The 24,630-nt window shown below is 69.2% G+C and carries 22 protein-coding genes; 15 read left to right on the plus strand and 7 right to left on the minus strand.

What is annotated here, in order from left to right:
- Positions 1-9: 9 nt before the first annotated feature.
- On the minus strand, positions 10-1,515 hold the full coding sequence (locus QE449_RS09900; protein WP_261781972.1) for a PucR family transcriptional regulator: 1,506 nt from the start codon (positions 1,513-1,515) through the stop codon (positions 10-12).
- Positions 1,516-1,609: 94 nt separating this feature from the next.
- Here QE449_RS09900 and QE449_RS09905 point away from each other — a divergent pair, with 94 nt between their 5' ends.
- From QE449_RS09905 to QE449_RS09935, 7 genes are all read left to right on the plus strand, one after another.
- Positions 1,610-2,476, plus strand: a complete 867-nt coding sequence (locus tag QE449_RS09905; RefSeq protein WP_307108727.1) for a xanthine dehydrogenase family protein subunit M — start codon at positions 1,610-1,612, stop codon at positions 2,474-2,476.
- Between the two features lie 2 nt (positions 2,477-2,478).
- Positions 2,479-2,952: a (2Fe-2S)-binding protein gene (locus QE449_RS09910; protein ID WP_307109701.1), complete on the plus strand. Its 474-nt coding sequence runs from the start codon at positions 2,479-2,481 to the stop codon at positions 2,950-2,952.
- Positions 2,949-4,304: an 8-oxoguanine deaminase gene (locus tag QE449_RS09915; protein ID WP_307108728.1), complete on the plus strand. Its 1,356-nt coding sequence runs from the start codon at positions 2,949-2,951 to the stop codon at positions 4,302-4,304. The genes QE449_RS09910 and QE449_RS09915 overlap by 4 nt, the downstream gene beginning before the upstream one ends.
- Positions 4,301-6,637, plus strand: a complete 2,337-nt coding sequence (locus QE449_RS09920) for a xanthine dehydrogenase family protein molybdopterin-binding subunit (RefSeq protein WP_307108729.1) — start codon at positions 4,301-4,303, stop codon at positions 6,635-6,637. The genes QE449_RS09915 and QE449_RS09920 overlap by 4 nt, the downstream gene beginning before the upstream one ends.
- A 4-nt stretch (positions 6,638-6,641) precedes the next feature.
- Positions 6,642-8,084, plus strand: coding sequence for an NCS2 family permease (locus tag QE449_RS09925; protein ID WP_307108730.1), 1,443 nt, complete (start codon positions 6,642-6,644; stop codon positions 8,082-8,084).
- Positions 8,084-9,157, plus strand: a complete 1,074-nt coding sequence (locus QE449_RS09930) for an XdhC family protein (RefSeq protein WP_307108731.1) — start codon at positions 8,084-8,086, stop codon at positions 9,155-9,157. Before QE449_RS09925 ends, QE449_RS09930 begins: the two co-directional genes overlap by 1 nt.
- 91 nt (positions 9,158-9,248) lie before the next feature.
- Positions 9,249-10,100, plus strand: coding sequence for a type IV toxin-antitoxin system AbiEi family antitoxin domain-containing protein (locus QE449_RS09935; RefSeq protein WP_307108732.1), 852 nt, complete (start codon positions 9,249-9,251; stop codon positions 10,098-10,100).
- Positions 10,101-10,135: 35 nt separating this feature from the next.
- Here QE449_RS09935 and alc read toward each other — a convergent pair whose 3' ends face one another.
- From alc to QE449_RS09965, 6 genes are read right to left on the minus strand one after another with little or no spacing between them, the layout of a single operon-like run.
- Positions 10,136-11,161 carry an allantoicase gene (gene alc / locus QE449_RS09940; RefSeq protein WP_222637734.1) on the minus strand — a complete coding sequence of 342 codons (1,026 nt, stop codon included), beginning with the start codon at positions 11,159-11,161 and terminating at the stop codon, positions 10,136-10,138.
- On the minus strand, positions 11,158-12,279 hold the full coding sequence (locus QE449_RS09945) for a glycerate kinase (protein ID WP_307108733.1): 1,122 nt from the start codon (positions 12,277-12,279) through the stop codon (positions 11,158-11,160). Before QE449_RS09945 ends, alc begins: the two co-directional genes overlap by 4 nt.
- A 2-nt stretch (positions 12,280-12,281) precedes the next feature.
- Positions 12,282-14,081, minus strand: coding sequence for a glyoxylate carboligase (gene gcl, locus QE449_RS09950; RefSeq protein WP_307108734.1), 1,800 nt, complete (start codon positions 14,079-14,081; stop codon positions 12,282-12,284).
- Positions 14,078-14,962: a 2-hydroxy-3-oxopropionate reductase gene (locus tag QE449_RS09955; RefSeq protein ID WP_307108735.1), complete on the minus strand. Its 885-nt coding sequence runs from the start codon at positions 14,960-14,962 to the stop codon at positions 14,078-14,080. The genes gcl and QE449_RS09955 overlap by 4 nt, the downstream gene beginning before the upstream one ends.
- A 9-nt stretch (positions 14,963-14,971) precedes the next feature.
- A complete protein-coding gene (locus tag QE449_RS09960; protein ID WP_307108736.1) occupies positions 14,972-15,784 on the minus strand; it encodes a hydroxypyruvate isomerase family protein in 813 nt (270 codons plus the stop codon).
- A complete protein-coding gene (locus QE449_RS09965; RefSeq protein WP_307108737.1) occupies positions 15,781-16,188 on the minus strand; it encodes a gamma-glutamylcyclotransferase in 408 nt (135 codons plus the stop codon). The genes QE449_RS09960 and QE449_RS09965 overlap by 4 nt, the downstream gene beginning before the upstream one ends.
- A gap of 157 nt (positions 16,189-16,345) precedes the next feature.
- On the opposite strand from QE449_RS09965, the gene uraD reads away from it, so the two are divergent.
- The 8 genes from uraD to smc are packed head-to-tail and all read left to right on the plus strand — an operon-like array spanning position 16,346 to position 24,628.
- Positions 16,346-16,855, plus strand: coding sequence for a 2-oxo-4-hydroxy-4-carboxy-5-ureidoimidazoline decarboxylase (uraD, locus tag QE449_RS09970; RefSeq protein WP_307108738.1), 510 nt, complete (start codon positions 16,346-16,348; stop codon positions 16,853-16,855).
- Entirely contained in the window at positions 16,852-17,190 is a 339-nt protein-coding gene (gene uraH / locus QE449_RS09975) for a hydroxyisourate hydrolase (protein ID WP_222645352.1), read from the plus strand. Before uraD ends, uraH begins: the two co-directional genes overlap by 4 nt.
- Positions 17,191-17,192: 2 nt before the next feature.
- Positions 17,193-18,086, plus strand: a complete 894-nt coding sequence (gene pucL, locus QE449_RS09980; protein ID WP_307108739.1) for a factor-independent urate hydroxylase — start codon at positions 17,193-17,195, stop codon at positions 18,084-18,086.
- Between the two features lie 9 nt (positions 18,087-18,095).
- Positions 18,096-19,469: a nucleobase:cation symporter-2 family protein gene (locus QE449_RS09985; RefSeq protein ID WP_307108740.1), complete on the plus strand. Its 1,374-nt coding sequence runs from the start codon at positions 18,096-18,098 to the stop codon at positions 19,467-19,469.
- Positions 19,470-19,505: 36 nt separating this feature from the next.
- Positions 19,506-20,270 (plus strand): IclR family transcriptional regulator, encoded by a 765-nt coding sequence (locus QE449_RS09990; RefSeq protein ID WP_027505003.1) that lies wholly within the window; start codon positions 19,506-19,508, stop codon positions 20,268-20,270.
- Positions 20,271-20,283: 13 nt separating this feature from the next.
- Positions 20,284-20,694 (plus strand): OsmC family protein, encoded by a 411-nt coding sequence (locus QE449_RS09995; RefSeq protein WP_027505004.1) that lies wholly within the window; start codon positions 20,284-20,286, stop codon positions 20,692-20,694.
- Positions 20,691-20,975, plus strand: a complete 285-nt coding sequence (locus QE449_RS10000) for an acylphosphatase (RefSeq protein ID WP_307108741.1) — start codon at positions 20,691-20,693, stop codon at positions 20,973-20,975. Before QE449_RS09995 ends, QE449_RS10000 begins: the two co-directional genes overlap by 4 nt.
- 29 nt (positions 20,976-21,004) lie before the next feature.
- Positions 21,005-24,628: a chromosome segregation protein SMC gene (gene smc, locus QE449_RS10005; RefSeq protein WP_307108742.1), complete on the plus strand. Its 3,624-nt coding sequence runs from the start codon at positions 21,005-21,007 to the stop codon at positions 24,626-24,628.
- Positions 24,629-24,630: the final 2 nt, after the last annotated feature.

Below are 24,630 nucleotides of genomic sequence, written 5' to 3' on the forward strand. Positions count from 1 at the left end.
TCCCGGCTGTCACGACATCCGCAGTGCCAGGTAGAAGTTCACGCGGTCCTCGAGTCCGGAGAGATCCCGACCGGTGAGTTCCTCGATGCGCTGGATGCGGTAGCGCACCGAGTTGACGTGCAGGTGCAGCCGGGTCGAGCACGCCGTCCACGATCCGTTGCAGTCGAGGAAGGCTCGCAGAGTCGGGACGAGATCGCTCTGATGGCGGTCGTCGTACTCCACGACCGGATCCAGCAGACGCGAGCGGAACAGCCGTCTCATCTCGTCCGGCACGCTCGCCAGGAGCAGCACCAGATCCGCCAGTTCGTCGTGCCCCACTATGCGGACCCCGTCGCTGCGGCCGGCCGCGAGCCGGCGGGCGTACCTGGCTTCGTCGACGGCGCCGCGGAGTTCGCCCGCCGTCACCGCGCCGCTGACGCCGAGCGAGACGTCGCTGCCGGCAAGTCCGGGACCGAGGCGATCCATCCCCGACCGCACTCGCGGCGTCAGGTCGTCGTCGGTGGGAACGATCGCGACCACCTCACCGTCCGTCACACCGATCGCGCCGCCGCTCGGGAGCAACTCGCGCAGGACCACCCGGAGTTCGCCGGGGCGGAGGGGGCCACTCGCGACGGCCGCGGCGACCACCGCGTACCGAGCGTCGGTGTCGAGGCCGACCACCGTCATCTGGGCGAGGGTGTCCGCGACCGATCCGCCCGCGGTGATCACGCGGATCAGCTGGTGTGCCGAGCGTCCGGACGACCCGAGGCGGTCGTCGGTGCGCTCACGTTCGAGCGCGACGATCGACGCCACGTCCTCGGCGAGTGCGAGCCGCTCGGGCGTCCAACTGCGCCAGTCGCTGCGGAAGGCCACCATCGCGTCGGCGACGCGCGACGTCCGGTCACCGTCGACGGCGAGGAGGGACAGGCCGTGGGACACCACGGGAAGTGTTCGTGCCGTGAGGAAGTCGTGCGCCAGATCGTCGGGACGGATCTCGTCGGGAAGCGGATGGGACGAGGCCACGACGCGCCCGCCGGGGGTGAGCACCCAGCACTCCAGTCCGAGATCCTCGGACACCAGGTCGAGAAGTGGCCCGATGCCGTCCCCGGCGCCGGCGCCCGACACCAGGCGGCGGTGCCGGTCGAGGACCGACCGGAGATCGGTCGCGCGCTCGCGCGAGAGCGAGCGCACCACGCTCTCCGTGATCGTCGCGAAGGCCACGGCGGCGGACACCCGGAACAGGGGCAGCCCGTGTCGGCGGCACGACTCGACGAGATCGGCGGGCACCACGCCGTCGTACGAGGCCGCCAGTGCGGCGACGCCGGCACCGGTGATCGCACGGACGAAGACGTCCGAATCCTCGGGTCTGGTGTGCCACATCAGTCCGGTGAGGACCAGTTCTCCGCCCTCGAGATAGCGACCGGGATCGAGCATGTCGGTCGTCACGACCCATCGGATGACCGTGTCTCGTCCGTCGTCGGACACGAGGGGGTCGAGTCCGAGATGGGGCATGTCGAGTAGGTCGTGCACCTTCATTCGGAGGAACCTACAGTGAATCGCGTGTGATGCGGGTCATAGTCTGTCGTTCCTGCGTCTCGTCCGCCGGACGGCGGGCGGGTGTACTTCTCCCATGGACTTTCTTCGGCCTCAGACCTGGGCGGACGCACTCGCCACCGCAGCCGATCGACCCGATGTCGTCCCCGTGCAGGGGGGTACCGACGTCATGGTCGAGATGAACTTCGATCTGCACAGACCGACGGCGCTGCTCGACCTGAACCCGATCACGGAGCTCACCACCTGGGAGGAAAATCCAGACGGGTCGCTCCGCGTCGGTGCCGGCATGCCGTACGTGCGGATCATCGCCGAACTGGGCGATCGGCTGCCGGGAATCGCGCAAGCTGCGCGCACGGTCGGTTCGCCCCAGATCCGCAACAGGGGGACGGTCGGCGGCAATCTCGGGGGCGCATCGCCCGCCGGCGATCTGCACGCGCCGCTGCTCGCCTGCGGCGCGATCGTCGAGGCCGAGTCGGCCGCTCGGGGCACACGCATGATTCCGGCCGAGGAGTTCTACGTCGGCGTCAAGCGTCACTGCCTGGAACCGGACGAGTTGATCCGCGCGTTCCACGTGCCGCCGGCCACCGGGCCGCAGTACTTCTCGAAGGTCGGCACGCGCAACGCCATGGTCATCGCGGTGTGTTCGTTCTCGCTCGCCCTGTTCCCGGCCGAGCGACGTGTCGGGACGGGTATCGGTTCGGCCGCCCCGACGCCGCGGCGGGCCACCGCCGCCGAGGTATTTCTCGCTGCCGAACTGGACTGGGACGGCCCGCTCGACGACGCCGTCGCCCGCCGGTTCGGCGACCTGGTCCGTGAGGCGGCGAGCCCGATCGACGACGTACGCGGTACCGCCGACTATCGGCGACATGCGCTGGCGGTCATGGCGAGACGCACTCTCGCCTGGTCGTGGCGCGACCACAGGAACAACGGAGAGGCGGCGTGAGCATGAGAGTGAACTGCACGGTGAACGGCACCGACCAGAGCGCGGACGAGGTGTGGGAGGGCGAGAGTCTTCTCTACGTGTTGCGCGAGCGCATGGGCCTGCCCGGATCGAAGAACGCGTGCGAGCAGGGGGAGTGCGGTTCCTGCACCGTCTATCTCGACGACGTGCCGGTGTGCTCGTGCCTGGTGGCGGCCGGCCAGGTCGAAGGTCGACGCGTGCGCACCGTGGAGGGACTCTCCGACGGGGAGGCGCTGGGCCCGATCCAGAAGGCCTTCGTGGAGTGCGGCGCCGTCCAGTGCGGCTTCTGCACACCCGGGCTGGTGGTCCAGGCGCACGACCTCGTCGAGCGGGTGCCCGATCCGTCCGATGCGGAGATCCGCGAGGCCCTCGCCGGAAACCTCTGCCGCTGCACCGGTTACGAGAAAATTCTCGACGCCGTCCGACTCGCCGCCTCACGAAGGGCCGATTCCCGATGAGTGTTCGCATCGTCACCAACGCCTACATCGCACCCGTGGTCGGTGCCGAGATCCCGCACGGGTACATCGTCGTCGACGGGTCGCTCGTGACCGCGATCGGCGCGGGTCCCGCGCCGATCGTTCCCGGCGCCGAGATCATCGACGCGCGTGGCGGACTGGTCACGCCCGGTCTGGTCAATGCCCATCACCACCTGTACCAGTGGGCGTCGCAGGGACTGGCGAAGGACAGCACCCTCTTCGAGTGGCTCGTGACCCTGTACCGACCATGGGCGAAGATGGACGCCGAGGTGGTCGGCGGGGCCGCGCTGGCGGGGCTCGGCTGGCTCGCGAAGTCCGGGTGCACCACCAGCACCGATCACCACTACATCTTCCCGAAGGGACGGGGCGATCTGTTCGCCGCCGAGATCGACGCGGCGGCGCGGATCGGAGTGCGTTTCCACCCCTGCCGCGGGTCGATGGACCGGGGCGTGTCGGACGGCGGGCTCCCTCCCGACGAGGTGGTGGAGAAGCTCGACGACATCCTGACCGCCACCGCGGATGCGATCGACACGTACCACGACGCGTCGTTCGGCTCGATGCTGCGCATTGCCGTGGCGCCGTGCTCCCCGTTCTCGATCAGCAAGGACCTGCTCGTGGAATCGGCGAGCCTCGCCCGAACGAAAAGTGTTCGGCTGCACACACATCTGTCCGAGACGGTGGACGAGGAGGAGCACTGCCTCGCCCAGATGGGCTGCACGCCCGTGCAGTACATGGAACAGGTGGGGTGGCTGGGCGACGACGTGTGGTTCGCCCACGCCGTCCACCTGCACGACTCCGACATCACCTCGCTCGCGGCAACGGGTACCGGCGTCGCGCACTGCCCCAGTTCGAACGCGCGACTCGGCGCGGGAATCGCCCGTGTCGCCGATCTGCTGCACGCCGGCGCGCCGGTCGGTCTCGGCGTGGACGGATCGGCGTCCGCCGAGATGGTCTCGCTCGCCGGCGAGATCCGTCAGGCCGTGTACATGCAGCGGGCACGCTACGGGCCGACCGCGCTGAGTGCCCGCCAGGCTCTCGAGGCCGCGACACTCGGTGGCGCCACGGTCCTCGGCCGACAGGACGAGATCGGGTCACTCGAGGTGGGCAAGCTCGCCGACCTCGCGATCTGGCGTACGGACGGCTTCTTCGCCGCGATAGACGATCCCGTCGTCGCGCTCGCGTACGGGCAGACGCCGCCCCTGGGCCACCTCATGGTCGGCGGTCGGACGATCGTGGAGGACGACACGCTGATCAGCGTGTCGCAGGACGAGGCGGCGGCGGCCGGAGCGAACGCACACCGTCGTCTCATGGCTCTCGCGAAGGACGTGCTGTGAGCGCCCCCGGACGGACGCGCCCCGGCGCCTTCCCCGCACCCGTGGACGCACCGGGCCTCGGACGCGTGGGAGACAGTCCGCTCCGCCCCGACGGGACCCTGAAGGTCAAGGGAGAGTTCGCGTACTCGTCCGATCTGTTCATCGACGGCATGCTGCACGGCGCCACCCTGCGGAGTCCGCATCCCCGCGCGCGCATCGTGTCCGTGGACATCTCGGCGGCGCTCGCCCTCCCCGGCGTGGAGGCCGTGCTCACCCACGAGGACGTGCCGGGACGCCCGTGTTTCGGCCTCGACGGCACCTGGGACCAGCCTGTCCTCGCCTTCGGCGAGGTGCGTCACGAAGGCGAGCCCATCGTCCTCGTCGCGGCGGATCACCCCGAGACCGCGCGCCGGGCGATGGAACGGATCGAGGTGGTCTACGAGGTGCTCGAGCCACTGTGCGACGCCCGCCGTGCCGCACTGGATCCGACCTACCCGAAGGTGCAGGAGCGCGGCGGAATCGCACGCCACCAACCGGTGCGCGTCGGCGACGTGGCCGCTGCGCGCGTGCGGGCCGACGTGATCGTCAGCAGCGACTTCTCGGTCGGCATCCAGGACCAGGCCTTCCTCGGACCCGAATCGGGTCTCGCGGTTCCCGGCGACGACGGCGGGGTGGACCTGTACGTCGCGACGCAATGGATGCACAACGACCTCGAACAGATCGGGCCGTGCCTCGGACTGCCGAAGGAGAAGATCAGGATGACGCTCTCCGGAGTCGGGGGAGCGTTCGGCGGGCGCGAGGACCTGTCCATGCAGATCCACGCGGCCATGCTCGCGATGTACACGGGCAAGCCGGTCCGGATGGTCTACAACCGCTACGAGTCGTTCTTCGGGCATGTGCACCGGCACCCGGCGCAGATGCACTACGAGTACGGCGCCACGAGCGACGGCCGGCTGTTGTTCGCGGACGTCGAGATCATCCTCGACGGCGGCGCCTACACGTCGGCCACGCTGAACGTCGTCGGCAACGCTGCGTCGCTGGGCGTGGGACCGTACGTGATCCCGAACATCGAGATCGACGCGTACGGCGTCTACACGAACAACCCGCCGTGCGGCGCGATGCGCGGATTCGGCGCCGTACAGGCATGTTTCGCGTACGAGTCGATGATGGACCAGCTCGCCGAGGCGTGCGGTTTGAGCCCGGTCGAGGTCCGCCGCGTCAACGCCGTCGCTCAGGGTTCGCTCCTCGCCACCGGTCAGGTGGTCGAGGCTCCCGCGCCCCTCGCCGAGATGCTCCTCCGGGCCGAGGCGATGCCCATGCCGGTGCCACTGGACACTTCCGACATCCGCAACCTGCCCGGCGGCGCGTCGCAGACCACGCACGGCGAGGGCGTCGTGCGGGGAGTCGGCTACGGAGTGGGACTCAAGAACATCTGTTTCTCCGAGAACTACGACGACTACTCGACGGCGCGGGTCCGACTCGAGGTCATCGGCGGCGAGGTCACCGCTCTGGTGCACACGGCCGCCGCCGAGGTGGGACAGGGCCTGGTGACACTCGAGGCGCAGATCGCCCGCACCGAGCTGGGGGTGTCGCGCGTGACGATCCATCCTGCCGACACCACCGTCGGCAACTCCGGGTCGTCGTCCGCGTCCCGCCAGTCCTACATGACCGGCGGTGCGGTGAAGGCCGCGTGCGAGGCGGTCCGGGAGGCCGTGTTCGTCCTCGCCGGACTGCATCTCGGTCGCGCCGCGACGGACCTGACTCTCGACGGCGGCAAGGTCGTCTCCCGCACCGACGGCGTCCTGGCCACGATCGAGGACGTTCTCGGCGACCGAGTTGTCGAGCAGACCCGCGAGTTCCACCACCGTCCCACCACCGGCATGGATCCGGTGACCGGGCAGGGCGCGAGCCACACCCAGCTCGCGCTGTGCGTGCACCGCGCGGTGGTCGACGTCGACGTCGAGCTCGGTCTGGTGAAGGTCGTCGAGATGGCCGCCGTCCAGGACGTCGGCAAGATCCTCAACCGGCTCTCCCTCGAGGGGCAGATCCACGGCGGATCGGCTCAGGGACTGGGCCTGGCCCTGATGGAGGAGATCGTCGTCGTGGACGGGCTGGTGAAGAACCCGTCGTTCACCGACTACCTCATCCCCACCATCCTCGACATGCCGCCGATGCAGCTCGACATCCTGGAGAACCCGGACCCGCTGGCGCCGTACGGCCTTCGCGGCGCCGGCGAGCCTCCGACCCTGTCCTCCACCCCCGCAGTCGTCGCTGCCGTTCGCGACGCCACCGGTCTCGCCCTCACACGAGTACCGATACGACCCGAACACATCACGGACCCGGGAAGGCCCTGACCTCATGACGAAACTCGATCCCGCGACGACGGTGGGCAGCGGCGGACGCCGCTCCCGACTCGACACCTTCTTCTCCATCACGATGCGCGGCTCCACGATCACCCGTGAGATCCGCGGTGGCATCACGACGTTCGTCGCGATGGCCTACCTGATCGTGCTGATCCCGCTCATCATCGGCGACGCGCAGGACGTCACCGGTGCGACCCTCGACCCGGCACAGTTGAGCACCATGGTCGCGCTGTCGGCGGGGCTGACGACCGTGCTGATGGGCGTGGTGGGCAATGCGCCGCTCGCCATGGCGGCAGGGCTGGGAGTGACGCCGATCGTGGTGTTCCAGGCCGCGCCGTTCATGACCTGGCCCCAGGCGATGGGTCTCGTCGTCCTCGAAGGTGTCATCATCGTCGTCCTCGCGCTGACCGGTGTCCGCCAACTCATCATGGACGCGATCCCGCGCGTGCTGAAGCAGGCCATCGGAGTGGGCATCGGAGCGTTCATCGCTCTCATCGGTCTCGTCGACGCCGGGTTCGTCGGCTACGGCGACAACGCCTCCACCGCAGTCACACTCGGAATCTTCGGCAAGCTCGCAGGCTGGCCGGTCCTCGTGTTCTGCGTCGGCCTCGTGGTCATGATGGTGCTGTTCGTCCGGCGCGTCCCCGGTGCGATGCTCATCGGCATCTTCGTCGCCACCAACCTCGCCATCGTGCTGAACTCCGTGGTCGACATCGACCCACGCGCATGGGGTCCCGTGGTGCCCTCGGTACCCGATTCCATCGTCGCCACACCGCGATTCGACCTGCTGTTCGAGGTGGACGTGTTCGGCGGCTTCGCCCGCGCCGGCGTCGTCACCGCCTCGGTCGTGCTGTTCACGCTGGTGCTCTCGGGCTTCTTCGACGCCATGGGAACCATCCTCGGAGTGGGGGAGGAGGCCGGGCTCGTCGACAAACAGGGGCGGCTGCCCGGACTGAGCCGTATCCTCACCGTCGACGGCATCGGCGCCATCCTCGGCGGCGCGATCAACGGTTCCGCCAACACCGCGGTGGTCGAATCGGCCGCCGGAGTCGCGGAGGGTGCTCGCACGGGACTGGCCAGCGTGGTCACCGGTGGGCTGCTCACCAGCCTCATCTTCTTCACACCACTCGCCGGCGTCGTCCCGGTCGGCGCGGCAGCTCCCGCGCTGGTCCTCGTCGGCGCGTTGATGATGACTCACGTCCGCAAGATCGACTGGGAGGACACCGAGATCGCGATCCCTGCCTTCCTGACCATCGTGCTCATGCCTTTCACGTACTCGATCACGGTTGGTGTGGCGGCAGGGGTGTTGTCCTACACGATCATTCGCCTGGCCAAGGGAAAGATGCGGCAGACGCACTGGCTGCTGTACGTCATGAGCGCGGTGTTCGTCGTGTACTTCGCGCTGCACCCCATCGAGGAAGCGCTGGGCATCTCCTGATGCGGGACATCGCGGACCGGTTGATCGAATGGCACGACGCGGGGCTGTCCTGCGCCGTTGCGACCGTCGTCGCCGTCGCGGGCAGTGCGCCTCGGTCACCCGGTGCCGCGATGGCCGTCGCCTCCGACGGGCGGGTGGTGGGGAGCGTGTCGGGCGGCTGCGTCGAGGGTGCCGTCTACGCGCTCTGCCAGGAGGTCCTGGACACCGGCGTCGCGGTCCGGCAGAGTTTCGGCTACAGCGACGACGACGCGTTCGCCGTGGGGCTCACCTGCGGGGGCGAGATCGAGGTGTTCGTCTCGCCGGCGCCCGACCCCGCGGTCCTGCGGTCGTTCGACGGCGCTGTCGCCACCGTTCAGCTCCTCGACTCCGTCGGCACGGTCCTGGCCGTGCGGCCGGACAGGCACCTCGGATCGACCGGCTTCGCCGACATTGACCGCATCGCGATCGACGAGGCCCGCGCCATGCTTGACACCGGGACTACCGGAATCCGATCCGTTCGTTGCCGGCCCGGTGTGGAGATGTTCGTCGCGTCGTATGCCGAGTCGCCGCGACTGCTCGTCTTCGGCGCCATCGATCATGCCGGCGCTCTGGCCCGGCTCGGTACCTTCCTCGGCTACCGCGTGACGGTGTGCGACGCGCGCCCGGTGTTCGCCACACGGGCGCGGTTCCCGGACGCCGACGAGGTGATCGCCGAATGGCCGCACTCCTATCTCGCGCGCACGGACGTCGACGCGCGCACGGTGGTGTGCGTCCTGACCCACGACGCGAAGTTCGACGTGCCGCTGCTCGAGGTCGCGCTCAGGTTGCCGGTGGCGTTCGTCGGGGCGATGGGGTCCAGACGAACCCATCGGGACCGGCTGGCACGGCTGCGCGAGGTGGGGATGACCGAGACCGAGCTGTCTCGACTGCGGTCACCCGTCGGCCTCGACCTGGGTGCGAGTACACCCGAGGAGACCGCGGTGGCCATCGCGGCGGAGTTCGTGGCAGCGCGGCGCGGCGGCAGTGGCATGTCCCTGACACTCGGGGACGGCCCGATCCACCACGCGACCGTGCCCGACCGTCGTCAGGCGTAGCCGAGTTGTGTGCAGTGATCCGCGGTGGGCGCGGATCACTGCACACAGGCGGACCGGGAACGACCGTGCCGCCCTGCGCGTCGAACCACTCGTGATCGACAGACTGCTCGCGGCTCAGGACGGCGTGGTCACGTCCGCACACGCTCGAGCTGCCGGCCTGAGCTCGGACGCTCTCGAACGACGAGTCCGCTCGGGACGGTGGCGACGGGTGAGTCCCGGCGTGTACGTCGCCCTCGACCGACCGTTCACCGACACAGCGCGGGTGCGGTGCGCAGTGTGGTCGACCACCAGCGGAGTGCTCACCGGGACGAGCGCCGCGTTCTGGTTGGGCCTGACGACGCATCTCCCGCCGCTGGTCGAGGTCACCGTTCCGCTCACCGCGTCGGGACGCCCCGCGCCGGGGGTTCGGTTGCGCCGCCGCACTCTCGATGCGGCAGACATCGTCGAGGTCCGCCGTGTCCGCGTCTCCGGTCTGGCGCTGACGGTGCTCGAGGCGTCGGTCGTTCTCGGCCAGGAGGTCATGGACCGGCAGCTGCAGCGGCACGCGACTCTTCTGGGCCTACGGCGGGCGCAGGACCGCAATCGCGGACGACACGGCAGCACGGAAGCAGAGCGGTTGTTGCGGGCGGCCGAGTCCGGCGCTCGATCGGAGGCGGAGCGGCTCGTTGTTCGCCTGCTCACCGCATCCGGGCTCCGCGGGTGGGTGGTGAACCATCCGTTCGGCGGGTACGTGCTCGACATCGCGTTCCCGTTGCAGCGCTTGGCGATCGAGATCGACAGGTGGGCATTCCACTCCGACAGCGCGGCCTTCCACCGTGACCGTATCCGGCAGAACGTGCTGAGCGCGTCGTGGACGGTGCTGCTCTACACCTGGCGCGACCTGACCGAGCGTCCCGGCGACGTGATCGCGGAGATCCGCGCGTTCGTCGATCGTGTGCAGTGATCCGCGCCCACCGCGGATCACTGCACACAACTCGGCTACTCGGTGGGACGCGAGGACGACCAGCGTTCGCGGGCCGCGGTGGCCGAGGCGTCGTCGAGCTCACCGAACAGCCGCAGCCGCGACAGTCCGCCGTCCGGGTAGACGTCCAGACGCAGGTGCGTCGCGGCAGGCGAGGCATCCAGGGCGAACCGGTGCCGGGTGTCCGGAGCCACGGCCGTCCGCGGTAGCAGTTCGTGCCACGCGCCCTCGTCATGGACGTCGGCGGTGCGCGCGTCCACGGTGGTGATCCGGACCCACCCGGGCGCGTTGCCGACGTAGTAGCTCGTGTCCACTTCGAGGTGGCGGGGAACACCCGCGGCCGCCAGTGCGAACACCGCGAAGTCGTTGCCTCCGTGTCGTCGTCGCGCGTTCTCCCAGCCCTCACCCATGTTGCGGGCGCGGCCCGGCATGATGATGTTGGCCGGCGAAGAGTAGAACGCGTCGGAGCACTCCGTCAGGACGGCGCCGTTCTCCGCGGCGAGCAGGTCGACCGTCCCCGTCAGGAACCTCGGGTCCGGGACCACCTCGCCGTGCACCCGGAGTCGGGCCACGCCCCCGTCGGGAAAGATGTTGAGGCGCACATGTGTCCACCGGTGATGATCGTCGACGCTGTAGGCGTTCGCGGTGCCGCCGAGTGCCGGCGATCTCTCGACGAGGGTGTGCCAGTCGGCCTTCTCCAGCTCCTCGCTCGACGGGTGGCCCTCGACGCAGGCTCCGTCGACGGACACGAACGGCGGGTAGTTGCCGAGGAAGTGTGCCGTGTCGACGATGACGCCGTGCACGATGCCGGCGGCACCGAGTCGAACGATCGCCCAGTCGTGTCCGTCGTCCCGGCGGCGACGGGTCTCCCACCCGTCGTAGACCTTGCCCTTGTGCCCGAAGTCGTGGGGATCGAAGAACGGGGGTTCCGGCCGGATCAGGTTCTCCCGCTGGGCGAACAGTTCGTCGTTCGCCGCGCTGACGCTTCCTCCCAGGGCGCGGGAGGCGAGGTCGACATGGGCGGTGAACGCAGCGGTGGTCATGAAACTCCTTCGGTGAGGTACGAGGTGGCGATGGTCGCGCCGATCCGCCGGAGCAGCGTCGGAGCGCGGCGCATCGACGCGGCGAGATCGGGTTCGAGATCGGCGAGCGAGTAGGAGCGGACGATGCCGTGGTCGAGTAGGCGATCGGGTGCGAGCGTGATTCGGCCGGCGACGGCGATCACCGGGATGCCTTCGTCGCGGGCGACGTGGGCGACGCCGACCGGGACTTTGCCGTGCAGGCTCTGCTCGTCCAGCGATCCCTCACCGGTGACCACGAGGTCCGCCGACGCCAGTCGGCGACGGAAGTCGACCAGGTCGAGCACGGTGTCGATTCCGGACCGCACCGTCGCTCCGAGCACTGCCATCGCGCCGAAGGCAGTTCCGCCGGCTGCGCCCGCACCGGGCCGATCGGCGTGGGCAGCGCCCGCGACCTCCGCCCATCGCGTCATCGCCTGCTCGAGGACACGCACTGCGTCCGGGCCGGCGCCCTTCTGTGGTGCGTACACGGCGGTGGCGCCCGCAGGGCCGAGCAGTGGATTGTCGACGTCGCACGCGAGTTGGAAGGAGACACCGGCCACCGCGGACGTCATCGCGTCGAGATCCAACGTCGCCGCCTCGCGCAACGCCTCACCGCCGCCGGTGATCTCACGGCCACGGGCGTCGAGGATACGCACACCCAGTCCGCGGAGCATACCGGCGCCGCCGTCGGTGGAGGCGCTGCCGCCCAGTCCGATGACGATGGTCCTGGCGCCGTCGCCGAGAGCGTGTAATACGACCGTCCCCAGTCCGAACGTGCTGGTTTCCAACGCGTTCGGGGCACCGCCGGGCAGTTGCGACAGTCCCACCGTCGACGCGAGTTCGACGACGGCGGTGGATCCCCGGCGCGCATACGAGGAGTCGACGGGGATGCCCGTCGGTCCGGTGGTGGACACGGGCACGCGATCCCACCCGGCGGCGACGGCAGCGTCGACCGTGCCGTCGCCGCCGTCCGCCACCGGGAGTCGTACGACGTCCCACGACGGAGCGGCAGTGATGATGCCGTCAGCGAGCGCATCGGTGACCTCGGCCGCCGTCGCCGATCCCTTGAACTTGTCGGGAGAGACGAGAACTCGCGTCATCGTCAGTCCAACATCAGCAGTGCCGTGGGTGCGTCGGCGGATGACTGTGCGAGGTCCTCGAACTCGCCGACGTTGTCGAGCTCGGTGCCCATCGAGATGTTGGTGACGCGTTCGAGCACGATCTCGACGACGACGGGGACCTTGTGCTCCGCCGCCAGGGTGCGAGCCGAGGTGAGTGCCTCCGCGATCGCATCGGGATCGGTGACGCGCAGCGCCTTGCATCCCAACCCTTCCGCGACTGCGACGTGATCGACGCCGTAGCCCTTGGGGATGCCCGGTTCACCGTCGACCGGGTCGCGGTGGTTGATGTTGTCGAACCCGAGCTGCACACAGAAGTCCATGTCGAAGGCGCGCTGGGCCTGCCGGATCAGACCGAGGTACGAGTTGTTCACCAGCACGTGCACGTAGGGCAGGTTGAACTGCGCGCCGACGGCCAACTCCTCGATCATGAACTGGAAGTCGTAGTCGCCCGAGAGTCCCACGACGGGGGTGCTCGGGTCCGCCGCGACCACACCGAGCGCGGCGGGGATCGTCCACCCCAGTGGACCGGCCTGGCCGCAGTTGATCCAGTTGCGCGGCTCGTACACGTGCAGGAACTGTCCGCCCGCGATCTGCGACAACCCGATCGTCGTGACGTAGCGGGTGTCCCGGCCGAAGACACGGTTCATCTCCTCGTACACGCGCTGCGGCTTGATCGGGACGTCGTCGAAGTGCGTGCGACGCTGCATGGTCCGCTTCCGCGTCGCGCACTCCTCCACCCAGCCAGTGAGGTCGCGGAGCGCACCGGCCGCGCGGCGGTCCCGTGCGACGGCGACGAACTGTTCCAGTGCTGCCGCAGCGTCCGAGATGATGCCGTAGTCGGGGGCGAACACCCGTCCGATCTGAGTCGGCTCGATGTCGACGTGGACGAACGTCCGCGTCCCGCGGTAGGTGTCCAGGCCACCGGTGTGTCGGTTGGCCCACCGGTTCCCGATGCCGATCACGAAGTCCGACGCCAGCAATGTCGCGTTGCCGTAGCGGTGCGAGGTCTGCAGGCCGACCATGCCCGCGGCGAGACGGTGATCGTCGGGGATGGTGCCCCAGCCCATCAGCGTCGGGATGACGGGGACGTTCAGGATCTCGGCCAACTCGACCAGCAGGTCCGACGCGTCGGCGTTGACGATGCCGCCGCCGGCGACGATCAACGGTCGCTCGGCGGCGAGCAGCATGTCGATCGCCTTTTCGGCTTGTGCCCGCGAGGCACGCGGCTTGTGCACCGGCAGTGACTGATACGTGTCGGGGTCGAACTCGATCTCGGCCATCTGCACGTCGATGGGCAGGTCGATCAGGACGGGACCGGGGCGCCCGGACCGCATCAGGTGGAACGCCTGCGCGAAAGCGCCGGGCACCTGCGCGGGCTCGAGGACCGTCATGGCCATCTTCGTCACCGGTGCGGCGATCGACGCGATGTCGACGGCCTGAAAGTCTTCCTTGTGCAGTCGGGCCACCGGTGCCTGGCCCGTGATGGCCAGTACGGGAACGGAATCCGCCATCGCGGAGTAGAGACCGGTGATCATGTCGGTGCCGGCCGGCCCGGAGGTGCCGATGCAGATGCCGATGTTGCCGGCCTTCGCTCGGGTGAATCCCTCCGCCATGTGTGACGCGCCTTCGACGTGGCGGGCCAGGACATGCCGGATCCCGCCGTGCGCCCGCATGGCCGAGTAGAAGGGGTTGATCGCTGCGCCGGGCAGACCGAACGCGGTGGTGGCGCCCTCGAGTTCGAGAATCTTCACCGCGGCGTCGGCTGCGCGCATGCGGGTCATCGGCTCGCCTTCCCGGACAGCTGCTCGACGCCGCGGAACAGGGCCGAGTGGTCGAGTCCGCCATCGCCGTTGGCGCGTGCCGACGCCATCATTTGAGCGAGCAGGGCGCCCATCGGCGTGACGACACCCGCCTCGCGTGCCGCGGAGCCGACGATGCCGAGGTCCTTGTGGTGCAGGTCGATCCGGAACCCGGGCTCGAACGATCGGTCGAGCATCTTCTGTGCCTTCTGCTTCAGGACTGCCGATCCGGCGAGGCCGCCCCCCAGAACCTCGACGGCGGCGCGCATGTCGACGCCGTAGGCCTCGAGGAAGACGATCGCCTCCGCGAGCACCTGGATGTTGCCGGCCACGATCAATTGGTTGGCGGCCTTGACGGTCTGCCCGGAGCCGTTGGGTCCGACGTGGACGACGGTCGAGCCCACCACGTCGAGAATGGGCCTGGCCGACTCGACGTCCTCGGCGGTGCCGCCCACCATGATCGACAGGGCCCGGTTCTCGGCGCCGGCCTGACCGCCGGACACCGGTGCGTCGATGATGCGGAACCCGCGTGACCGGGCCTCCTGCGCCAGCGCGCTGGTGACGTCCGGTCGGATACTGGAGAAGTCGATGATCAGGGCGTCTGCAGGTGCGTTGTCGAACACCCCGCCCTCGCCGGTGAGGACGTCCTGGACGTCGGGGGAGTCGGGCACCATGACCGCGATGACGTCGGCTCCCGTGACAGCCTTGGCGATCGACTCGGCCGCGGTGCCGCCGGCCTCGACCAGTGGCGCGGTGCGGTCGGGTGTGAGGTTGTACCCGACCACCTGATGGCCGGCATGTGCGAGGTGGACGGCCATGGGGCTGCCCATGATGCCGAGTCCGATGAATGCGATGGTGCTCATGGCGGATCCTTACGTGGAGTGCGAGTGGGTGAGCCAGTCGAAGGCGGTGTCCCGAGCGGCCTTGTATTCGAGTCCGATGACACCGCGGTAGCCGTTCTCGGCGAGGCGCGCGAGGTGCGCGTCCAGATCGAGGGCGCCGCTGCCGGGTGCACCGCGACCGGGCGAGTCAGCAATTTGGACGTGTCCGATCAGGGCGGCCCGGGTGTCGATGACCGCGGCGACGTCGTCACCGTTGACGTCGAGGTGGTACAGGTCGGCGAGCAGTCGGAGCGAGTCGACGCCGCGGGCGGCGACCCGGTCGATCACGGCGACCGCGTCCGCGGCCGTCGTCAGCGGGTAGGCGGGAGCTCCGCTCACCGGCTCGATCAGGACGACTCCACCGAGTCGGGCGACGGCGGTGCCGGCGGCCACCAGGTTGTCGGTGGCGACGCGGTCCTGTTCGACGGGATCGACCCCCTCCAGCCGATTGCCGTAGAGCGCGTTGAACGCTCGGGTACCGAGTCGCTCACCGATTCCGACCGTGACGTCGATGTTGTCGCGGAACGCCGCGATCTGTGCCGGGTCTGACAGGATTCCTCGATCACCGGCCGGCATGTCGCCCGCGGCGAAGTTCAGCCCGGTCAGTCGGACCCCGGCATCCTCGACCGCGGTGACGAAGGCGTCCACCTCGCGGTCGGCGGGCACGGGAGAGGCGAAGGGCCACCAGAACTCGACGGCCTCGAAGCCGAGCTCCTGAGCGAGCCGTGGTCGCTCGAGCAGGGGCACCTCGGTCAACAGGATCGAGCAGTTGACCGCGTACGTCCACGTCCGGTCGCCTCTCACGACACGTCGCCGGACGACGGGGCGGTGAGCCCGCGGTACCGCCGCCAGCTGCCGGCGGCGGTGATGTCGGTCAGGCCCGTGCGGTCGTCGAGCAGTATGCCGGGCCGAAGACCCACGGCGAGAATGGAATCACCGTTCTCGAGCTGCACGACCGTCAGTTCGAGCTCGGGTGGCTCGTCGGGCAGGAACCGAGCGCGGATGTCGTTCATCGGGACGTCGTACAGCTCACCCTCGATGGCGGCGCCGCCGTCCGGGGCGAGCACCAGGGCCGGGAACTCGTCCCGTACCGAGTAGAAGCGGTAGTCGGGTGTGGTGCGCACGGTGCCGAGGAAGGTGTGGACGGCGACGTTGTGGTGCAGAACGCCACCACGCATAGCGTCGCCGTTGCAGAAGAGTCGAGCCATCGAACGGACCTCCAGAATCCGTATTGTGGAATAATTATTCCGCGGATGCGTCGAGTGTCACGGGTCACAGTGGGGATGTCAACCCCTGGACCGCGCCGTGCGAGGCGCTGCGGATCGAGGGTTGACAGCGCGTGTGACCGCTGTCACTCTTCGTTCTATGGAATTGCTGTTTCGCGATACGGAATCCAAGACCCCCGCGAATGACGGCGGAGAAGAGCACCTCCGACACTGCCTCGACATCCCCCGGTGGGGCCGGGCGCTGCTCGCGCTGACGCCCTTCGCGGACGAGAGATCGCTGCACACCGCGGTGATGTCGGTGGCCGCCCCGTTCACGCCCGCCGAGATCGACGGTGCGCTCCGGCACCATCCGCGCATCGGGGACCGGCCCGTCGGTGACGACGCCGGCGCCGCGTTCGCACGCTCGGAGCAGTCCGGCGTGGACAGCTCCGATGCGCGGGTCGTCGCTCGGCTCGCCGCCGGCAACGAGGAGTACGAATCGCGATTCGGTCGGGTGTTCCTCGTCAGAGCGGCCGGCCGGAGTGCCGCCGACGTGCTCGCCGAGCTCGATCGGCGGCTGGGTCACGACGAGTCGACCGAACTCCGCGAGATCGAGGACGCTCTGCGTCAGATCGCCGCTGTGCGGCTCCTGGGACCGGGTGTCCTGTGACCGAGCCCGCTCACGTCACGACGCACGTACTCGATGCAGCCGATGGTGTTCCCGCACAGGGCATGTCGGTCGCTCTGGTGCGTGAACGCGACGGCGTGACCCTGGCCTCGCGCGTGACGGACGCGCAGGGCCGCATCACCGATCTCGGTCCCGCCCGCCTCGAACCGGGCGTCTACCGGCTGACCTTCGACACCGCGTCCTACTTCGCGCGCGGGGGCCGTCCGACCTTCTATCCACGGATCGACATCGCCGTCGACATCCGTTCCGCCGACGAGCACTACCACGTACCGATTCTTCTCAGCCCGTTCGCGTACACGACCTATCGAGGGAGCTAGACATGAGCACGATCGTTCTCGGAGCCAACCAGTACGGCAAGGCCGAATGCCGCCTCGTGCGCATCGACAGGGAGACCCCGCGCCACCGCATCACCGACATCTCGGTCACGTCGCAGTTGCGAGGAGATCTGTCCGCGGCGCACACCGACGGCGACAACGGTCATGTCGTCGCGACCGACACACAGAAGAACACCGTGTACGCGTTCGCACGCCACGGGATCGGTGCCATCGAGGAGTTCGCGCTGCGTCTCGGGCGGCACTTCACCACCGATTTCGACTGGATCACCGGCGGCCGCTGGGAGATAGAGCAGTACTCGTGGGACCGCATCCCGACGGGACCGGAAGGGCACGATCACTCCTTCGTCCGTGCCGGCGACGAGAAGCGCACCACCATCGTGACCGTGGACGGCGACGACACCTGGATCGTCTCGGGCCTCAGCGATCTGGTGGTGCTCAAGTCGACGGGCTCGGAGTTCTGGGGCTTCCCCACCGACAGATACACCACTCTGCAGGAGACGACGGATCGCATCCTCGCCACCTCGGTGAGTGCACGGTGGCGGTATCTCACCACCGAGCTCGATTTCGACAAGACGTTCACCGACGTCCGCTCCATCATGCTCGAGACCTTCGCGACGGTGCATTCACTGGGGTTGCAGCAGAGCCTGTTCCAGATGGGGACGAAAGTTCTGGAGGCGCATCCCGAGATCGGTGAGATCAGATTCTCGATGCCCAACAAACACCACTTCCTCGTCGACCTGGAACCGCTCGGGCTCGACAACCCCGGCGAGGTGTTCTACGCCGCGGACCGGCCCTACGGGCTCATCGAGGCCACCGTCGAACGTGACGACGCCCCCGACGCCGGCCGGGCGTGGGACACCGTCCCCGGATTCTGCTAGGAGACGGCGATGACACGCGCAGCGCACGATCCCGCCCGTCCGGAGGACGAGCGGCTGAGTCTCGGCAAGACGTACGTCTACGGCCTGCAACACATCCTGACGATGTACGGCGGGGTCATCGCGCCTCCGCTCATCGTCGGCGGCGCCGCCGGTCTGTCCGGTACCGACATCGCGATCCTGGTGTCGGCGGCCCTGTTCGTCAGCGGCGCGGCGACTCTGCTGCAGACACTCGGGTTGCCGTTCGTGGGCGCCAAGCTACCTCTCGTGCAGGGAATCTCGTTCGCCTCCGTGTCCACGATGGTGGCCGTCGCGAGTGGGCCCGGTGGGCTGAACGCGGTGTTCGGCGCCATCATCGCCGCCGGTGCCATCGGCATCCTCGTCACACCGTTCTTCAGCAGGATCGTCCGCTTCTTCCCACCGGTGGTCACCGGCACCATCATCACGGTCATCGGAATCTCGTTGCTGCCCGTGGCCTGTCGGTGGGCCATGGGTGGGACGGAGTCCGCGCCGGACTGGGGGTCGACCTCGAACATCGGGTTGGCCGGTGTCAGTCTCCTCGTCGTCCTCGTCGTCAGCCGGTTCGCGCAGGGCACAGTGTCGCGCCTGTCCATCCTGATCGGCATCGTCGTCGGCACGATCGTCGCGTCGCTCGTCGGCGAGGCCGACTTCGGTGACGTGGGCACGGGCGCGATCTTCAGTGTCCCGGAGCCGTTCGCCTTCGGGACGCCCGTCTTCCAGATCGGGGCGATCATCTCGATGGTCGTGGTCATCCTGGTGATCATGACCGAGACGACGGCCGACATCCTCGCGGTGGGCGAGATCGTCGGCACCGACGTCGATTCCCGCCGCGTCGGGGACGGTCTCCGGGCCGACATGCTCGCCACCACCGTTGCCCCGATCTTCGGGACGTTCCCCGCGAGTGCCTTCGCACAGAACGTCGGCCTCGTGGCGGTGACGGGCATCAAGAGCAGGTTCGTGGTCGCCGCCGGTGGATCGGTCCTGCTGGTGCTCGGGTTGTTTCCCGTCCTCGGACGTCTCGTCGCCGCGGTACCACTGCCCGTGCTGGGCGGCGCCGGCATCGTGTTGTTCGGTTCGGTGGCGGCGAGCGGCATTCGCACCCTGTCGAAGGTCGACTTCGACGGCAACCTGAATCTCGTGATCGTGGCCGTGGCCATCGGATTCGGCGTGCTTCCCATCGCCGTGCCCGGATTCTGGTCGGCGTTCCCGGAGTGGGTGCACGTGGTGTTCGACTCGGGAATCAGCGCGGCGAGCATCGTCGCGGTGATCCTCAACATCTTCTTCAACGAGATCACTGCCGGTCGACGGTCGTCGCCGTCGGTGGTCGCAGCGGCACCACCCATCGTGGTCGAGCGAAGGGAATAAGCCGTTTCTTCCGCCTGGTGGAATAGGCTCGGCGGCATGGAGTCCAGTGGCGGCGTGCAGTCGGTCGAGCGCGCGTTCGACCTTCTCGAGATCATGGCCGGTGCGGGAGGGTCGGTCGGTGTCAGCGAGCTGGCCGAGGCGGCCGAGCTGCCGATGCCGACCATCCACCGTCTGCTCAAGACCCTGGTGGCGCTGGGATACGCACGCCGACTCCCGTCGCGCCGGTACGCCCTGGGGACACGGCTCATCGCCCTCGGTGAGCGATCCGCCAAGCTCATCGGCTCGTGGGCTCGTCCCTATCTGGCGGAGCTCGTGTCGATCACGCACGAGACGTCCAACATGGCGTTCCTCGAGGACGACATGGCCGTGTACGTCGCGCAGGTGCCGTCCGAGCATGCGATGCGCATGTTCAACGAGGTGGGTCAGCGCGTGTTCCCGCACAGCACCGGGGTGGGAAAGGCGTTGCTCGCGCAGCTGCCCGACGAGGAGGTGCTCGCACTGCTCGCCCGGACGGGGATGGCGCCGAAGACGGTGAACACCCACACCACACCCGCGGCGCTCCTCGCAGATCTCGCCGTGATCCGCGAGCGCGGCTACTCCGTGGACGAGGGGGAGCAGGAGGTGGGGGTGCGGTGCTTCGCGGTTCCGGTGATCGGCGCCCCGACACTCACCGCGATCTCGATCGCGGGCCCGTCCGCCCGCGTCACCCCCGACACCGCGAACGACTATGTGCCACTGCTCGTCTCGGCCGCCGAACGACTGGCGAAGGACCTGGCCGCGGACGGTCTCGGTCGCCGCTGACTAGACTCGGTCCATGGCTGAACTGTGGGTCGATCGCACCGGGACACGTCGTTACACCGGCAAGAGTTCGCGCGGTGCCGAAGTGCTCATCGGGTCCGAGGACGTCGAGGGTGTCTTCACTCCCGGTGAGCTGCTCAAGATCGCTCTCGCGGCATGCACGGGCATGAGCTCCGACCGTCCCCTCGCCCGCCGGCTCGGTGACGACTACGACGCGACCGTCCGGGTGTCGGGCGTCGCCGATCGTGACGAGGAGCGCTACCCGCGGCTCGAGGAGGTGCTGACGGTCGACCTCAGCGCCCTCGATCCGGAGGCCAGGGAACGGTTACTCACCGTCGTCACCAAGGCAGTCGACAAGGTGTGCACGGTGGGGCGCACGTTGAAGGCGGGCACCGAGGTGGACCTCCGTATCGAGGTCGAGGAGTGACGGCAGTCGACCCCGAACGGCTGAGCGCGTGGGTCCACGGCAGTGTCCAGGGCGTCGGTTTCCGCTGGTGGACGCGGTCGCGTGCGTTGGAACTCGGGCTCGTCGGATCAGCGACCAACACGTCCGACGGCCGGGTGCACGTGGTCGCCGAGGGAGATCGAGCTGATCTCGAGGCGCTGCTCGCCGCTCTGCGATCGGGTGACACCCCGGGCTCGGTGACCACCGTGGTGGACAACTGGGAATCCGCGCGCGGCGAACTCGACGGGTTCGTCGAACGCTGAGAGAGCAGGGCTGGGTAGTCTGAACCGCCATGCACCTCAAGAGTCTGACGCTGAAGGGCTTCAAGTCCTTCGCCTCGGCGACGACTCTGCGTTTCGAGCCCGGCATCACCTGCGTGGTGGGGCCCAACGGATCGGGCAAGTCGAATGTCGTCGACGCGCTGACCTGGGTCATGGGGGAGCAGGGCGCGAAGGCGCTGCGCGGCGGCAAGATGGAGGACGTCATCTTCGCCGGCACGTCCGGCCGCGCCCCGCTGGGCCGGGCCGAGGTGACGCTGACCATCGACAACAGCGACGGCGCGCTGCCGATCGACTACTCCGAGGTCTCGATCACCCGCCGCATGTTCCGCGACGGTGCCGGCGAGTACGAGATCAACGGCAGCTCGTGCCGACTGATGGACGTCCAGGAACTGCTCAGCGACTCGGGTATCGGCCGTGAGATGCACGTCATCGTCGGTCAGGGTCGACTCGCCGCCATTCTCGAGTCGCGGCCGGAGGACCGTCGCGCCTTCATCGAGGAGGCCGCCGGCGTCCTCAAGCACCGCAAGCGCAAAGAGAAGGCCGTCCGCAAGCTCGACTCCATGCAGGCCAACCTCGCGCGTCTGACGGACCTCACCACCGAACTGCGTCGGCAGCTCAAGCCTCTCGGTCGTCAGGCCGAGGTGGCCCGGCGCGCGCAGACGGTGCAGGCCGACCTCCGCGATGCGCGACTGCGCATCGCCGCCGACGATCTGGTGACACGCCGGACCGAACTGGCGGAGCAGTCACACGACGAGACGAAGGCCCGTGAGGAGTACGCCTCGGTCCAGGACGCGTTGGCCGAGGGCGAAGCGGTGCTCGCCGGGGGCGAGCAGGACCTCGCGCGACTCACCCCGAGCGCGGAGGCGGCGGCGCAGACGTGGTTCCAGCTGTCCGCGCTCGCGGAGCGTGTCGGCGCCACCGTGCGCATCGCGAGCGAGCGGGCGCGCCACCTCGGTGACGAGCCGGAGGACCGCCGCGGTCCCGACCCGGACGAGCTCGAGCAGCGTGCGGACCGGGTCGCCGAGGAGGAGATGCAGCTGACCGAGGCGGTGGAGTTCGCGCGCGCCACCCTCGATGCCGCGAGGGAGCAGCTCGCGGAACGGGAAGCGGCCGCGGCGGACGCGGAGCGCGCCCACGCCGCTGCCGTGCGCGCCGTCGCCGACCGCAGGGAGGGCCTCGCGCGGCTCTCCGGTCAGGTGGACGGGCTGCGCGCTCGGGCCGAGTCGTACGACACGGAGGTGGCCCGTCTCGCGACCGCGATCGAGGACGCGAGGCACCGCGGCGACGCCGCACAGGCCGAGTTCGACATCGTCCAGGAGAAGGTCGGCGAACTCGACGCCGGTGAGGCGGGACTGGACTCGCAGCACGAGAATGCTGTCGAGGCACTGGCCATCGCCGACGCCCGCGTCGCGGAACTGCAGACGGGAGAACGGGAGTCGAGCCAGCGAGTGGCATCGCTGCGCGCCCGGATCGACGCTCTCACGATGAACCTGGAACGCGGCGACGGCGGTGCGTGGCTGGGGGAGAAGCAACAGCACGGCGTCGTCGGCAGGTTGGGCGATCACCTCACCGTGCGGCCGGGGTACGAGGTGGCGGTGGCCGTGGCGCTGGGAGCCGCGGCCGACGCCGTGGTGGTCTCGTCGGTCGAGAACGCCCGCGAGGCGGTGTCGGCGCTCAAGAGCGAGGACGCCGGCCGCGCGGCGATCGTCTACCCCACGGGCGCGGCGTCCGAGGAGCGGAGAATCGGCTCCGGCACCTCGATCCTGTCGGTGATCGAGGCGTCCGAGTCGGCGCGCGGCGCGCTCGCCTCGTTGTTGGCGGGCACCAGCGTCGTCGACACGCTGGAGGAGGCCACCGCCCTGGTCGAGGACAGCGCCGACGTGCGCGTCGTGACACGCGGCGGCGACCTGGTGGGGCGCGGGTGGATCACCGGTGGGTCGGACCGCCGACCCAGCACGCTCGAGGTGCAGGCGGCCATCGACGAGTCGGTGACCGAACTGGCGGCGACGGAGCGTCGGACCGAGGAACTCGCCGCGGCGCTGTCCGGGGCACTCGCCGAACAGGCGGACCGCCGGGAGGCCGCCGATCAGGCGTTGGCCGCGCTCACGGAGTCCGACGCCGCGATGTCCGCGGTGTACGAGCAACTCGGCCGACTGGGCCAGGTCGCCCGTGTCGCGCATGCCGAGTCGACCCGGCTGCAGTCCCAGCGCGAACGGGCCGAGCATCAGCGGGACGAGGCGGTGACCGCGCTCGCCGAACTGGAGGAGCGCGTGCGCCGGGCCGAGGACGACCAGGGCGGCGACGCCGACGGGGACGGTGAGGCGGAGGAGTGGGCGCGGGCCCGCGAGGACGCTGCCGCAGCGGTCACCGAGGTGCGGTCCGTCGAGGTCGAGGCCAGATTGTCCCTACGCACCGCCGAGGAGCGCGCCGACTCGGTCCGCGGCAAGGCCGACCAGCTCCGTCGGCAGGCACGGATGGAACGAGAAGGCCGTGCGCGGGCCGAGCGGGCACGGGCACGCCGCGTGCAGTCCGCTGCGGTGGCCGCCGCGGTCGCCGAGGCCGGGACTCGTGTCGCCGGACGGCTGGAGCGCGTCGTGGCGGACGCTGCCGTGCGCCGCGACGAACTGGCTCGCCGTCGTTCCGACCGAGCTGCCGAGCTGGACCGAACGCGGGAACAGGTTCGCGCCCTCGCCGCGCGCGCCACGCAGTTGACCGATGCGGTGCACCGCGACGAGGTGGCCAAGGCGCAGGCGGTGCTCCGTATCGAGCAGCTCGAACAGAACGTGGTGGAGCAGTTCTCCATCGCGCCCGACGACCTGATCGCCGAGTACGGACCCGACGTCACGCTGCCGCCGACCGACCTCGAGATGGCGGAGTACGAGCAGGCGAAGGAACGCGGCGAGCAGGTGGTGGCCCCGGCCCCGATGCCGTTCGACCGCGCGGAGCAGGAGCGCCGGGTCAAGCGTGCGGAGAAGGACCTCGCGACGCTGGGCAAGGTCAACCCGCTGGCTCTCGAGGAGTTCGCCGCCCTGGAGGAGCGCTACAACTTCCTGTCCACCCAGCTCGAGGACGTGAAGTCGGCGCGCAAGGATCTGTTGGGCGTGGTCGCGGACGTCGACGCCCGCATCCTGCAGGTGTTCACCGAGGCCTACGCCGACGTCGAGCGCGAGTTCGTCGGCGTCTTCGCCAAGCTCTTCCCGGGCGGTGAGGGCCGACTGGTACTGACCGACCCCTCGGACATGCTCACCACCGGCATCGAGGTCGAGGCCCGTCCGCCGGGCAAGAAGGTCAAGAGGTTGTCGCTGCTGTCCGGCGGCGAGAAGTCGCTCACCGCGGTCGCGATGCTCGTCGCCATCTTCCGGGCCCGGCCGTCCCCGTTCTACGTCATGGACGAGGTCGAGGCGGCGCTGGACGACACGAACCTCCGTCGCCTCATCGGCCTGTTCGAGCAGCTGCGGGAGAAGTCGCAGCTCATCGTCATCACGCACCAGAAACCCACCATGGAGGTGGCCGACGCGCTGTACGGCGTGAGCATGCGCGGCGACGGCATCACGACGGTGATCTCGCAGCGGTTGCCCAAGCGTGCCGTCCTCGAGCCCGCGGGGGAGGTGGCGACTCCCGAGCCACCGTCCTGACA

Source organism: Rhodococcus sp. SORGH_AS_0303 (assembly GCF_030819335.1).
In the GTDB taxonomy this organism is placed as follows: domain Bacteria; phylum Actinomycetota; class Actinomycetes; order Mycobacteriales; family Mycobacteriaceae; genus Rhodococcoides.